The organism is Streptomyces sp. NPDC090798 (assembly GCF_044768965.1).
Classification (GTDB): Bacteria; Actinomycetota; Actinomycetes; order Streptomycetales; family Streptomycetaceae; genus Streptomyces.
The window spans coordinates 45,532-58,195 of the sequence record NZ_JBIVXA010000035.1 but is presented as its reverse complement, the minus strand read 5'-3'; the positions used below and the strand labels follow the sequence as shown (position 1 = coordinate 58,195).

Annotated in this window: 12 protein-coding genes; 9 read left to right on the top strand and 3 right to left on the bottom strand. The window is 71.7% G+C overall.

The window, feature by feature from the left end; translation table 11 throughout:
• The first annotated feature begins 10 nt into the window (after positions 1-10).
• From ACIQTP_RS44055 to ACIQTP_RS44040, 4 genes are all read left to right on the top strand, one after another.
• Entirely contained in the window at positions 11-388 is a 378-nt protein-coding gene (locus ACIQTP_RS44055) for a winged helix-turn-helix transcriptional regulator (protein ID WP_403411145.1), read from the top strand.
• 141 nt (positions 389-529) lie between these two features.
• A complete protein-coding gene (locus ACIQTP_RS44050) occupies positions 530-2,014 on the top strand; it encodes a DUF2252 domain-containing protein (RefSeq protein WP_403411142.1) in 1,485 nt (494 codons plus the stop codon).
• A gap of 179 nt (positions 2,015-2,193) precedes the next feature.
• A complete protein-coding gene (locus ACIQTP_RS44045; protein WP_403411139.1) occupies positions 2,194-3,093 on the top strand; it encodes a hypothetical protein in 900 nt (299 codons plus the stop codon).
• Positions 3,094-3,164: 71 nt separating this feature from the next.
• On the top strand, positions 3,165-3,494 hold the full coding sequence (locus ACIQTP_RS44040) for a rhodanese-like domain-containing protein (protein WP_054237233.1): 330 nt from the start codon (positions 3,165-3,167) through the stop codon (positions 3,492-3,494).
• Positions 3,495-3,697: 203 nt separating this feature from the next.
• Here the strand turns inward: ACIQTP_RS44040 and ACIQTP_RS44035 are convergent, their stop codons facing one another.
• A complete protein-coding gene (locus ACIQTP_RS44035) occupies positions 3,698-4,846 on the bottom strand; it encodes an acyl-CoA dehydrogenase family protein (protein WP_403411136.1) in 1,149 nt (382 codons plus the stop codon).
• Positions 4,847-5,179: 333 nt separating this feature from the next.
• Here ACIQTP_RS44035 and ACIQTP_RS44030 point away from each other — a divergent pair, with 333 nt between their 5' ends.
• From ACIQTP_RS44030 to ACIQTP_RS44020, 3 genes are read left to right on the top strand one after another with little or no spacing between them, the layout of a single operon-like run.
• Positions 5,180-6,043, top strand: a complete 864-nt coding sequence (locus tag ACIQTP_RS44030) for a DUF5819 family protein (RefSeq protein ID WP_403411133.1) — start codon at positions 5,180-5,182, stop codon at positions 6,041-6,043.
• Positions 6,040-7,269: an HTTM domain-containing protein gene (locus ACIQTP_RS44025; protein WP_403411130.1), complete on the top strand. Its 1,230-nt coding sequence runs from the start codon at positions 6,040-6,042 to the stop codon at positions 7,267-7,269. Before ACIQTP_RS44030 ends, ACIQTP_RS44025 begins: the two co-directional genes overlap by 4 nt.
• Positions 7,266-8,009, top strand: a complete 744-nt coding sequence (locus tag ACIQTP_RS44020; RefSeq protein WP_403411128.1) for a TrmH family RNA methyltransferase — start codon at positions 7,266-7,268, stop codon at positions 8,007-8,009. The genes ACIQTP_RS44025 and ACIQTP_RS44020 overlap by 4 nt, the downstream gene beginning before the upstream one ends.
• 22 nt (positions 8,010-8,031) lie before the next feature.
• On the opposite strand, the gene paaN is transcribed toward ACIQTP_RS44020, so the two are convergent.
• Positions 8,032-9,732 carry a phenylacetic acid degradation protein PaaN gene (paaN, locus tag ACIQTP_RS44015; RefSeq protein ID WP_403411125.1) on the bottom strand — a complete coding sequence of 567 codons (1,701 nt, stop codon included), beginning with the start codon at positions 9,730-9,732 and terminating at the stop codon, positions 8,032-8,034.
• A gap of 148 nt (positions 9,733-9,880) precedes the next feature.
• On the opposite strand from paaN, the gene ACIQTP_RS44010 reads away from it, so the two are divergent.
• On the top strand, positions 9,881-11,395 hold the full coding sequence (locus ACIQTP_RS44010; RefSeq protein WP_403411122.1) for a 3-hydroxyacyl-CoA dehydrogenase: 1,515 nt from the start codon (positions 9,881-9,883) through the stop codon (positions 11,393-11,395).
• Positions 11,392-11,982 carry a TetR/AcrR family transcriptional regulator gene (locus ACIQTP_RS44005; protein WP_403411119.1) on the top strand — a complete coding sequence of 197 codons (591 nt, stop codon included), beginning with the start codon at positions 11,392-11,394 and terminating at the stop codon, positions 11,980-11,982. The genes ACIQTP_RS44010 and ACIQTP_RS44005 overlap by 4 nt, the downstream gene beginning before the upstream one ends.
• 60 nt (positions 11,983-12,042) lie before the next feature.
• On the opposite strand, the gene ACIQTP_RS44000 is transcribed toward ACIQTP_RS44005, so the two are convergent.
• The gene (locus ACIQTP_RS44000; RefSeq protein ID WP_373558965.1) at positions 12,043-12,543 is read right to left on the bottom strand and encodes an Lrp/AsnC family transcriptional regulator; all 501 of its coding nucleotides are present in this window, start codon (positions 12,541-12,543) and stop codon (positions 12,043-12,045) included.
• Positions 12,544-12,664: the final 121 nt, after the last annotated feature.

The following is a 12,664-nucleotide window of genomic DNA, read 5'->3' as shown; positions in this document are numbered from 1 at the left end:
CTCTGGACCCATGCCAGAGCCGGGGACTCACGACGCAGGGCCGTGCCAGAGGGTCGACGACGGCATGGCCCGCGTCTTCCAACTGCTCGGGAAGCGCTGGACCGGCCTGGTCGTGGCCGTGTTGCTGCCGCACCCCGCGCACTTCGCCGACCTGCGCAGAGCGATCCCCGGCATCAGCGAACGGATGCTCTCCGACCGCCTCACGGAACTCGGCGCGGCGGGGCTGGTCGTCCGCGAGGTCGACGAGGGCCCTCCGCTGCGGGTCGTGTACGGCCTGACGGAGGCGGGCGCCGCGCTGCAACCCGCGCTCGTGGAACTCGGAACCTGGGCGGAGAAGCACCTGCCGGAGAGCCCGTCATGCCCGGGTGAACTCCGCAAGTGCCCCTGAACCGAGGCTGATGGTGAGCTGATCGCGAGGGGCCGGGTTTTCCACAGGCCGGGAGTTGTCCACAGGGTCTGACGCGTTTCAGCCACCGGCGGTACGGTCATCACGAGTTGATGTTCGTGCGTGACGGGGGAGGTATTCGGTATGACGGATCTTGGTGCGGCGGATCGGGTGCAGCAGGACCAGCGGAGCGGGCCGGGCGGGCAGGACCATCAGGGCGAACAGGGCCGGCGGGCGTCCAGGATCTCCGGGGTCTTCGGAGTGCGCGGATTCGCGGGCCGGCCCGTGCAGGCCGCGCCCAAGGAAGAGGGCAAGGCGCTGCGCCGACGGGTGCCGCGCGGCGCGCACGCGGAGCTGACCTTCGACACCGGCCGCCCGGACGCGGTGACCGCCGTCGAGGAGTCCAACCTCGGCCGGATCCCGGAGCTCACTCCGATACGGGTCGGCAGGATGGCCGCGACCCCCTTCGCCTTCCTGCGCGGTTCGGCCGGCCTCATGGCCTACGACCTCGCGCGCACCCCCACGACCGGCATCGCCGCCCAGATCTGCGGCGACGCCCACGCGGCCAACTTCGGCCTGTACGGCGACGCGCGCGGCGGCCTGGTCATCGATCTGAACGACTTCGACGAGACGGCACACGGCCCCTGGGAGTGGGACCTCAAGCGCCTCGCCACCTCGCTCGTGCTCGCGGGCCGGGAAGCGGGCGCGGACGAGGACACCTGCCGCAAGGCCGCCCACGACGCGGTCGGTGCCTACCGACGCACGTTGCGGCTGCTCGCCAAGCTCCCGGTACTGGACGCGTGGAACGCCATCGCGGACGAGGAACTCGTCTCCCACGCCGACGCCCACGACCTGCTCGGCACCCTGGAGCGGGTCATGGAGAAGGCGCGGGCCAACACCAGCGGACGGTTCGCGGCCAAGTCGACCCAGCCGGCGGAGGACGGCAGCCGCCGCTTCGTGGACGCGCCTCCGGTGCTGCGCCGTGTACCCGACGCGGAGGCGGCGGCGGTCGCGGCCTCGCTGGAGCACTACCTGACCACCGTCTCCGAGGACCGTCTCCCCCTCCTCGCCCGGTACGCGGTGCACGACGTCGCCTTCCGCGTCGTCGGCACCGGCAGCGTCGGCACCCGCTCCTACGTCGTGCTGCTCCTCGACCACCGCGGCGAACCCCTGGTCCTCCAGGTGAAGGAAGCCCGCGCCTCCGCGCTGCTCCCGCATCTGGCGACGGCCGGGCACGCCATACCGGAGGTGCCGCACGAGGGCCGCCGGGTCGTCCTCGGCCAGAAGCGCATGCAGGTCGTCAGCGACATCCTGCTCGGCTGGACCACCGTCGAAGGCCGCCCCTTCCAGGTACGCCAGTTCCGCAACCGCAAGGGCAGCGTCGACCCCGCCGCCCTCGCCGCCGACCAGGTCGACGACTACGCCCGCATGACCGGCGCCCTTCTCGCCCGCGCCCACACCCACACCGCCGACCCCCGCCTCATCGCCGGGTACTGCGGGAAGAGCGAGGAGCTGGACGAGTCCATCGCCTCGTTCGCCGTGGCCTACGCCGACCGCACGGAGGCGGACCACGCGGAGCTGGTCGCGGCGGTCAGGGAGGGTCGGGTGGCGGCGGAGCTCGGGGTGTGAGCCCCGAGAGGGACACCGCCGCGCCGCCGGGTCGAGAGGAGCGGGGCCGGGGCGAGAGCGGCGGGGCTGGTCAGGGAGCAGCGGGGTCGGGGCGAGAGCGGCGAGGCTGGGGCGTTGCGCACTTCCCCCGGCCGGGGGAAGGCCGCGAGTCATTTGACGACAGGGCCTAGTCTGGTCGGGTGACGACCCCGGAAGCCGAGCACAGTGAGTCCGACCGTACCCAGGCCGAGGATGCCCGGCCCCAGGGCGCCGGGGATGCGGATGTCCACGACGAGTCCGCCCCAAAGACGGCGCCCGAGGCGCAGGCGCGGCCCGAGGAGCGGCTGGAGCGGGCCGTGCGGGCGGCCGAGCAGGCGTTGATCGAGTTCGAGATCGCCGTGGAGACCTTCCGCGTCGAGGTCGAGAACTTCTCGCGCCTGCACCACCAGAAGCTCGGCCCGATGTACTCGCGGCTCGACGAGCTGGACGCGCAGATCGCCGAGGTGGTCGCCGCGCGCACCGGGGACCCGGAGGACATACGCAAGGCGGACGAGGCGCGGGCGCGGGTCATGCCGATGCCCGGGGTCGAGGAGCTCTTCCACGGCTGGATGGACTCCGAGGGACTGTTCCCCGAGGCGGTGGCGATGCTGACGGACCAGCCCGTACGCCCCCCGCAGCGCGTGCGCCCCAGCGACGAGGCCCGTCAGCTCTACCGTGAGCTGGTCCGCAAGGCCCACCCCGACCTGGCCCAGGACGACGACGAGCGCAGGCGGCGCGACGAGTTCATCGCCCGGGTCAACGCCGCGTACAGCCGCGGCGACGAGGCCCTGCTGCGGGAGCTGTCCGAGGAGTGGGCGGCGGGCCCGGTGCCCGAGGAGTGGAAGCCGAGCCGCAGCGAGGAGCTCTACGCCCGCCTCGAGTGGCTCGCCCAGCGCAAGGAACTGCTGACCCTGGTCGCCCGCGAGCTGGAGGAGAGCGCCATCGGCGCCATGCTCAAGCTGGCCCCGGAGGACCCGGACCGGCTCCTGGAAGAGATCGCCGAGCAGCTGCTGGCCCAGGTCGACGAGCGCGAGAAGGAGCTGGCCCGGCTGGTCGGCTAGGTCCTGTCCGGCGGGGCTTCGGGCCGCCTGCCCGGTCGGGTAGCGTCGGGGGCATGAGTTTTGGATCTGGTGTGCCCACGGTCGAGGTCGGGGATCTCGCGGACGGAGACTTCCTGCTGGACGTCCGGGAGGACGACGAGTGGCAGGCGGGCCATGCCGCGGGGGCGCTGCACATCCCCATCAGTGAGTTCGTCGCACGCTACGGCGAGCTGACCGAAGCGGCGCCGCAGGACGGCAGGGTCCATGTGATCTGCCGCTCCGGGGGTCGTTCGGCGCAGGTCACGATGTACCTGGTCCAGCAGGGCATCGACGCCGTGAACGTCGACGGCGGCATGCAGGTCTGGGCCGCCGCCGGCCGCCCGGTCGTGGACGACAAGGGCACCCCCGGCTTCGTGCTGTAGCCAACCGGCGGGGCACCCCCGGCTTCCTGCTGTAGCCGCCGGCCGGGGTTTGCGCCTGCCGTGCCGCCGACAGGGGTTCGCGCCCGCGGTAGCCACTGGCACGGGTTCGCGCCCGCGACTGCCTCCGCTGAGCGGCGATCGCCACCGCTGTCCGGAGCTTGCCCACGCCTGGAGAGGCGCAGACGCACTGCGGGCGTGGGCGTTCAGCCCAGGGGATGGGCCGCGAGCAGATCTCCCAGTGCCTCCTCGTGCGCCGCCGCCGGGCCGAGCGACAGTTCAAGCTGCTTGGCCCATGCGTGGTACCGGTGCAGCGGGTAGTCGACGTCGGCGCCGAACCCCCCGTGCAGATGCTGCGCGGTCTGCACGACCCGCCGTACCCCTTCCGACGCCCAGATCTTGGCGACGGCCACGTCCCCGGACGCCGGAAGCGCACCCCCTGCCCCCGTACTGATCCGCCACGCGGCCTGCCACAGCGTGGCCTCCATCGCCCGCAGGTCGATATAGCGGTCGGCGGCCTGCACGGCGACGGCCTGGAACGTGGCGACCGGGAACCCGAACTGCTCCCGCTTGCCCGTGTACGCGCTCGTCATCGCGAGCACCCGCTCACCGAGTCCGAGCGCCAGCGCGCACGTCCCGGTGGCCAACAGCTCCCGCAGCCACTCCCACGCCCCGTCCGCTTCCATGACATCCCGGGCGGTGATCCGCGCGGACTCCAGACGCAGCTCGCCGAGCCGTTCCCCGCTCGTGGAGATCTGCTCACCGAGGACGACCCCCTCATGGACCCGGGGCACCAGCGCGAGGACGGTCCGGCCGCCGCCCGTGTGCGCGGGTACGACGGTCGCGGGTACGACGGTGAAGTCGGCGTTCTCCGCCCACGGAACCGCCGTCTGCACCCCGTCCAGCACCCACGCGTCACCGTCCCGCCGTGCGGTCACGGCGAGTTCGGCCGGGTCGTGCCCGGTCCGCCCGTTCGCCGCGACGGTCAGCACGACCTCGCCCCGGCCCGCCCGCGCGAGCAGCTCCGCCTTCAACTCCTCGCCGCCGTACGCCTGTACGGCCACCGCCGCCGCGCTGCTCTCCAGCAACGGCACCCGCGCCAGCACCTTCGCCGCCTCGCGCAGCACCAGGCACAGCGCGATCGCGTCCAGGCCCGCCCCGCCGTACTCCGCGGCGAGCAGGAGACTCAACAGATCCGCGTCGGCGAGCCTCGCCCACAGCGCCCGGTCGAAGTCGTCGGCGACGGCGCCCGCGGTGACCGCGGGGCTGGGCACCGCGTCCGGCGCGACCCCGCCGAACACCGCCTTCGCCGCCTCGACCGCCGCCTGCTGCTCCTCGGTGAAGGTGAAGTCCACGGTCCTGTCCTCCCACGCACCGGCCCACCGACCCGGCGGACACCGGATCTGACGGAGCGTCAAGATAGAACAGGTTCTACAAGAAGGGAACGGTTCGACCGTGGAAGGCCCGGCACCCCGACAGACCGATCGTTCGGTCTGCCGAATTCGGTGGTGGGGCGGTCGGCCGTAGGGTGTCCACCGCTGTGGATAACCGCGGGGTCGCTGTTGTGTCGCTGTTGTGCCCGCTGTGCCGAATGGGGCTGTGCCGGGCGGTCCGGCCTGAGTACCGTTCCCGTGCGCACGCCGCGGCCCGGCGGCGGGAATCGGACCGGGATCGGGAATCGGGGCGGAATGGACGCGTACGACGAGGGCTCGAAGGCCCGGCACCTGCCGGACGGCCCTGACGGCTCCCTGCCCGAGGGCCCCGCCTCCGCCGGTTCCACCCCCGACAGCACCCCCTCCACCGACCAGGGATCCGCCGACCAAGGATCCACCGACCAAGGATCCGCCGACCAGGAATCCGCCGACCAGGAATCCGTCCCTCAGCGACCCGCTTCCGGCATAGCCTCCCTCCCCCTCCGCTCCCAGGTGGTCGCCGCCCTCGCCCTCGCGGTCGTCGCGGTGGTCGCCTGTGTGCACCTCGGCATGGTGTTCCTGCACGTCGCGCCCTCGAACACGGTCACCAAGCAGCACGGCCGGGCGATCGACGACTGGATCTACCCGGAGTTCGAGCAGAACTGGAAGCTCTTCGCCCCCAACCCGCTGCAGCAGAACATCGACGTCCAGGTCCGTGCCCAGGTCCGCGGCGCGGACGGTGGCATCACCGAGACCGGCTGGTACGACCTGTCCGCGCTGGACGGCGCGGCGATCGACGGCAATCTGCTGCCGAGCCACACCCAGCAGAACGAACTGCGCCGGGCCTGGGACTTCTACATCGGCACGCACGACAACGACAACCGCCCGGTGGGCCTGCGCGGCGACCTCTCCCAGCGCTATATGCGCCGGGTCGTCGTGCTGCGTCTCGACCGTGAGGGGGCCGGCGGCAAGGGCGGCGTCGTCGAAAGCGTCCAGGTCCGTTCCCGTACCACCAACGTGCCGCCCCCGAAATGGAGCGAGGAGCAGGTGTCCGACACGCCCGTCCTGCGCGAGCTGCCCTGGTGGACCGTTCCCGAGGAGGACGTGACGGACGCGCGGACGGAGGCGAGCGCCCGATGAACCGCATCGCAGTGTCGATCTCGCGCGGTATCGCCCGGGTCACCGACGCCGCCCTCGGCCCGTACCAGACGGCCGTGATCCGCATCGGCTTCGCCGCCACCTGGCTGCTGTTCCTGCTGCGCGAGTTCCCGCACCGCCAGGAGATGTACGGGCCCGACGGACCGTGGAAGTGGGACCTGGCCCAGCGGCTCGTCGCGGACAACCACGCCTTCACGATCATGATGTGGTCCGACAGCCAGGTGTGGTTCGAGATCGTCTACACCCTGGCCGTGCTCTCCGCTCTCCTGCTGCTGCTGGGCTGGCGGACCCGCACGATGTCCGTGCTCTTCATGGTCGGCGTGCTCTCGCTGCAGAACCGCAGCATCTTCATGGGGGACGGCGGCGACAACGTCATCCACCTGATGGCGATCTATCTGGTGTTCACGCGCTGTGGACAGGTGTGGTCGCTGGACGCCCGGCGGGCCCGGCTCGCGCGGGAGGCACGCGCACGTGGGGAGTCCCCGCGGGCCGGGGTCCAGGACCGGGTCGGTCTCGTCCTGTGGGCGGCGCTCGGCCTGCTGCTGGCCGCGGCGACGGGCGCGGGGCGGCTCAGCCCCGGCTGGCTGGTGGTCTTCTGGGGGCTGTGGGTGGTCTTGGCACTGTGGTGGGCCGTCGGCCGCCTGGCGCGTACCGCGGAGCCCCGGATCCTGCTCGACGTCATCGCCAACGCCGTGCACAACGCGGCCCTGCTCGTGATCATGGCCGAGGCGTGTCTGATCTACGCGACCGCCGGCTGGTACAAGATCCAGGGCTCGCGCTGGCAGGACGGCACCGCCGTCTACTACCCGCTCCACCTGGACTACTTCTCCCCCTGGCCGGCCCTGTCCGACCTGCTCGCCGCACACGGCACGATCGTGATGCTGGTGACCTACGGGACGGTCGCCGTGCAGGTCGCCTTCCCCTTCACCCTGATCAACCGGCGCGTCAAGAACGTCCTGCTGGCCGCCATGATGACCGAGCACGCCGTGATCGCCGTGGTCCTCGGACTGCCGTTCTTCTCGCTCGCGATGATCGCCGCCGACGCGGTGTTCCTGCCGACGTCGTTCCTGCGGCGCCTCGGCGGATGGGCGGCACGCGCGCGTGGACGAGTGTTTGCGCCCGGCGCCCGCAAGCTGCCGGGCCAGCGCGCTCAGGAGCCGCGCACCCCGGAGCCGGCCGAGGAACCGCACGTAGGCTTCACCGCATGAAGGACCCCGTGAGCGCCTGGCACCGCCTCGCCGACACCTCCGTCCTGCTCGACGGCTTTCACGCCCTCAAGCACGCCGTGCGTTTCCAGGCCGAGGTCCTGGTGGCGGTCACCGGCGACCGGCAGGCGGTGCTCGCCCTCACCGACGAGCTGGCCCCGGACGTACGGGACACCCTGGACGCTCTCCTGGTGGAGGTCCCGGAGGCCACGTACCGCTCCCTCGTCCCGCGTCCGCACCCGACCGCGGTGGCCGCGTTGGCGGTACGCCCCTCCCGCGAGGCCAACCTGCGGGCGCTGGCCCGCACGCCCCGCACCGCCCCCGTGGTCGTCCTCGACCAACCGCGCAACCTCGGGAACGCCGGCGCCGTGATCCGCCTCGCGGCCGGCTTCGGCGCGACCGGCGTCGTCACCACGGGCACCCTCGACCCCTGGCACCCCACGGTGGTGCGGGGCGGGGCGGGCCTGCACTTCGCGACCGCCGTGGAACGGCTGACGGTGGCCGAGCTGCCGTCCGGGCCGGTGTTCGCCCTCGACCCGGACGGCGAGGACATCCGGGGACTGAAGCTCCCGGACGACGCCGTGCTCGCCTTCGGCTCCGAGCGCAGTGGCCTTTCCACCGACCTGCGCGCGCGTGCCGACCACCTGGTGTCGCTCCCGATGCGTCCCCAGGTCTCCAGCTACAACCTGGCGACGAGCGTGGCCATGGCCCTGTTCCACTGGAGCGCCCCGCAAGGAGGCTAGGTCCTGTCCGGCGGATCAGGTCCTAACGCCGGACCTCCACCACTCGGAACCGGTTGGCCACGAAGCCCCCGTCGCACAGCGCGGCGTTCGCCGCCGGGTTGCCTCCCGAGCCGTGGAAGTCCGAGAACGCCGCCGTCTGGTTGACGTACACCCCGCCCGTCAGATTCAGGGACAGCTGGGCGCACTCCTCCAGACAGGCCTCCTGCACGGCCTCCTCGACGACCTCGTCGGTGGTGTACGCCCCGACGGTCATCGCCCCCTTCTCCCGGACGGTCCGCCGCAGCAGCTCCACCGCGTCCGTCGCCGAGTCGACCGCGACCGCGAAGGACACCGGTCCGAAGCACTCGTTCATGTAGGCGGCCTCGTCGTCGGCACCCTCCCAGTACTTCCGCGAGCCGTCGAGCTTGACGATCACAGGGGTGCGGACGACCGCGTCCGGGAACTCCGGGTTGCCGATCTCCCGCGAGGCGAGGGCGACCTCGCCGAGCCCCGCCGCGGCCTCCAGGCGTGCCTTGACGTCCGGGTTCACGATCGCGCCCAGCAGCCCGTTGGCGCGGGCGTCGTCCCCGAGGAGTCCGTCGACCGACCGGGCGAGGTCGGCGACCACCTCGTCGTACGACTTGGGGCCCTCCTCCGTACGGATGCCGTCGCGGGGGATGAGGAGGTTCTGCGGGGTCGTGCACATCTGGCCGCTGTACAGGGACAAGGAGAAGGCCAGGTTGGACAGCATCCCCTTGTAGTCGTCGGTCGACTCCACGATCACCGTGTTGACGCCGGCCTTCTCCGTGTAGACCTGCGCCTGGCGGGCGTGGGTCTCCAGCCAGTCGCCGAACGCCGTCGACCCGGTGTAGTCGATGATCCGGATCTCGGGGCGCACGGCCAGGGTCTTGGCGATGCCCTCCCCGGGCCGCTCGGCGGCCAGCGCCACCAGGTTCGGGTCGAAGCCCGCCTCGGCGAGCACCTCGCGCGCGACCTGGACGGTGAGCGCGAGCGGCAGCACCGCGCGCGGGTGCGGCTTGACGAGCACGGCGTTACCGGTGGCCAGGGAGGCGAACAGGCCCGGATAGCCGTTCCACGTCGGGAAGGTGTTGCAGCCGATCATCAGCGCGATGCCGCGCGGCACCGGCGTGAACTGCTTGGTCATCGCGAGCGGGTCGCGCTTGCCCTGGGGCTTGGTCCACTCCGCGGTGTCGGGGGTGCGGACCTGCTCCACATACGCGTACGCCACCGCCTCCAGGCCGCGGTCCTGCGCGTGCGGGCCGCCCGCCTGGAACGCCATCATGAAGGCCTGGCCGCTGGTGTGCATGACCGCGTGCGCGAACTCGTGCGTGCGGTCGGCGATCCGCTTGAGGATCTCCAGACAGACCATCGCGCGCATCTCCGCGCCCGCGTCGCGCCAGGCCCGCTGTCCGGCCCGCATGGCGGGCAGCAGCACGTCGACGTCCGCGTGCGGGTAGGTGACGCCGAGCTCGATGCCGTACGGCGAGGTCTCGCCGCCCACCCAGTCGTCGGTGCCGGGCTGGCCGAGGTCGAGGCGGCTGCCGAGGAGGGCGTCGAAGGCGGCCTTGCCCTCGGCCATGCTCAGGCTGCCGTTCTCCCCATAGGCCTTCGGGTGCTCGGGATGCGGGGACCAGTACGCGCGCGTACGGATCGCTTCCAGTGCCTGGTCGAGCGTGGGCCGGTGCTGGGCGGTCAGCTCGTGCGCGGTCAGTTCGGCGGCCATGCGGGACCATCTCCTCGTCTCAAGAACTCTTCGCTGAGCTCATGACCTGGGCAGAAATAGCCGGACAGAGTTAGAGTAACCGAACGATCGGTCGGGACAAGGGGGTCCGCCGCATCTGTGGAAAACCCCGTGCGGGAGGATCGCGCACATGACAGCACTCGACCTCAACAGCCCCGTGGCCGTCGTCGGCACCGGCACCATGGGCCAGGGCATCGCCCAGGTCGCGCTCGTCGCGGGCCACCCCGTGCGGCTCTACGACACGGTTCCCGGGCGTGCCGACGCGGCGGCCGCAGCGATCGGCGCGCGCCTCGACCGGCTCGTCGAGAAGGACCGGCTCGCCGCTGCCGACCGGGACGCGGCCCGCGCCCGGCTGCACCCCGCGCACAGCCTCGCCGAGCTGGCGGACTGCACGCTCGTCGTCGAGGCGGTGCTCGAACAACTCGAGGTGAAACAAGAGCTGTTCCGCGAGCTCGAGGACATCGTCGAGCACGACTGTCTGCTCGCCACCAACACCTCGTCCCTGTCCGTCACGGCCATCGGCGGCGCCCTGCGCAACCCCGGCCGTCTGGTCGGACTGCACTTCTTCAACCCGGCGCCGCTGCTGCCGCTGGTGGAGGTCGTCTCCGGGTACGCGAGCGACTTCTCGTCGGCCACGCGCGCGTACGAGACGGCACGGGCCTGGGGGAAGACGCCGGTCGCCTGCGCCGACACCCCCGGCTTCATCGTCAACCGCATCGCCCGGCCCTTCTACGCCGAGGCCTTCGCGGTGTACGAGGCGCAGGCCGCCGACCCCGCGACGATCGACGCCGTCCTGCGCGAGTGCGGCGGCTTCCGGATGGGGGCCTTCGAGCTGACCGACCTGATCGGCCAGGACGTCAACGAGTCCGTGACGCACTCCGTGTGGCAGTCCTTCTTCCAGGACGTGCGCTTCACACCCTCGCTCGCCCAGCGGCGGCTCGTCGAGTCCGGCCGGCTCGGCCGCAAGACGGGGCACGGCTGGTACGACCACGGGGCCGACGCCGAGCGGCCCGAGCCGCACACCGCGGAGAAGGCGCAGGCGCCCGCGTACGTCGTGGCCGAGGGTGATCTGGGTCCGGCCTCCGAACTGCTCACGTTGATCCGTGAGGCGGGCGTCCAGGTCCGCGAGGACGAGGAGGACCACGGGACCCGCCTGGTGCTGCCCAGCGGCGGCCAGCTGGTCCTCGCCGACGGCCAGACCTCGGTCGAGTTCCGCGACGTCGTCTACTTCGACCTGGCGCTCGACTACCGCCGGGCGACCAGGATCGCTCTTTCGGCCTCCCAGGACACCGCCCCGCAGACCCTCTCCGAGGCCGTCGGCCTCTTCCAGGCGCTGGGCAAGACCGTCAGCGTCATCGGGGACGCTCCCGGCATGATCGTCGCCCGGACCGTGGCGAGGATCGTCGACCTGGCGCACGACGCGGTCGCCAAGGGCGTCGCCACCGAGGAGGACATCGACACCGCGATGCGGCTCGGGGTCAACTACCCCCTGGGCCCCTTCGAATGGAGCCGCAGGCTCGGCCGGAGCTGGGCCTGCTCCCTTCTGGACGACCTGCACCAGCGCGATCCCTCCGGGCGCTACGCGCCCTCTCTCGCGCTCTACCGCCACGCGTACGCCACCGAGAAGCGCGAGGGAACCTCATGACCACCGCCAAGCGCGACACGTACACCCCCGAGAGCCTGCTCTCCGTCGCTGTCCAGGTCTTCAACGACCGCGGCTACGACGGCACCTCCATGGAGCACCTCTCCAAGGCGGCCGGCATCTCCAAGTCGTCGATATACCACCACGTCACGGGCAAGGAGGAGCTGCTGCGCCGCGCCGTCAGCCGGGCCCTGGACGGCCTCTTCGGCATCCTCGACGAGGAGCACGCGCGCGTGGGGCGTGCGGTGGAGCGCCTGGAGTACGTCGTACGGCGCATGGTCGAGGTACTCACCGCGGAGCTCCCGTACGTGACCCTGCTGCTGCGCGTGCGCGGCAACACGGGCACCGAGCGCTGGGCCCTGGAGCGGCGCCGCGAGTTCGACCACCAGGTGGCCGAACTGCTGAAGGCGGCGGCCGCCGACGGGGACGTGCGCGGCGACATCGAGGTCCGCCTCGCGACCCGCCTGGTCTTCGGAATGATCAACTCGCTCGTCGAGTGGTACCGCCCCGACAGCCGGGGCATGGGCGAACGCGAGGTCGCCGACGCGGTGGCGCAGCTGGTCTTCGGAGGGCTCCGGAACGAGGCGTGACGCTTCGGCCGGCCCCGGCACGGAGGTCACCCCTTGGGCTCGGTCACCCCTCGGGCTCGGTCACCCCTCCGGCTCCAGGTCCTCCTCCTCGAAGACCAGGAGTGTTCGGGTGCTGAGGACCTCGGGGATGGCCTGGAGGCGGGTGAGGACCAGTTCGCGGAGGGCTCTGTTGTCGGGGGTGTGCACCAGGAGCAGGACATCGAAGTCGCCGCCCACGAGGGCGATGTGGGAGGCGCCGGGCAGCACCCTGAGCTGCTCACGGACCGTGCGCCAGGAGTTCTGCACGATCTTGAGGGTGATGTACGCGGACGTGCCCTGCCCGGCGCGTTCGTGGTCGACGCGCGCCCCGAAGCCGCGGATCACGCCGTCCTCGATGAGCCGGTTGATCCGCGCGTAGGCGTTGGCGCGCGACACATGGACCCGTTCGGCCACGGAGCGTATCGAGGCGCGGCCGTCCGCCTGGAGCATCTGCAGGATGTCCTGATCGATGGCGTCGAGCGGACGGGCGGGCGGCGGGACGGGGCCGGCCTCCGGCGGCTCGGCCATTTGTTCAGGTGCCATGTCCCCCCGCCTCCCTACCATGGACGTACTGCGTCCATCTCAGGCTGTGCAGAACCGTTTGTCCACAGCCTGGCGGTGCCTGTAGCCAAAATGTGCCGACGACCGAACAATCGGTAGGTGA

Coding starts and splice junctions, on each gene's coding strand:
- ACIQTP_RS44055 (WP_403411145.1), top strand. CDS start 11: ATGCCAGAGCCGGGGACTCACGACGCAGGGCCGTGCCAGAGGGTCGAC.
- ACIQTP_RS44050 (WP_403411142.1), top strand. CDS start 530: ATGACGGATCTTGGTGCGGCGGATCGGGTGCAGCAGGACCAGCGGAGC.
- ACIQTP_RS44030 (WP_403411133.1), top strand. CDS start 5,180: ATGGACGCGTACGACGAGGGCTCGAAGGCCCGGCACCTGCCGGACGGC.
- ACIQTP_RS44025 (WP_403411130.1), top strand. CDS start 6,040: ATGAACCGCATCGCAGTGTCGATCTCGCGCGGTATCGCCCGGGTCACC.
- ACIQTP_RS44020 (WP_403411128.1), top strand. CDS start 7,266: ATGAAGGACCCCGTGAGCGCCTGGCACCGCCTCGCCGACACCTCCGTC.
- paaN (WP_403411125.1), bottom strand. CDS start 9,732: ATGGCCGCCGAACTGACCGCGCACGAGCTGACCGCCCAGCACCGGCCC.
- ACIQTP_RS44010 (WP_403411122.1), top strand. CDS start 9,881: ATGACAGCACTCGACCTCAACAGCCCCGTGGCCGTCGTCGGCACCGGC.
- ACIQTP_RS44005 (WP_403411119.1), top strand. CDS start 11,392: ATGACCACCGCCAAGCGCGACACGTACACCCCCGAGAGCCTGCTCTCC.
- ACIQTP_RS44000 (WP_373558965.1), bottom strand. CDS start 12,543: ATGGCACCTGAACAAATGGCCGAGCCGCCGGAGGCCGGCCCCGTCCCG.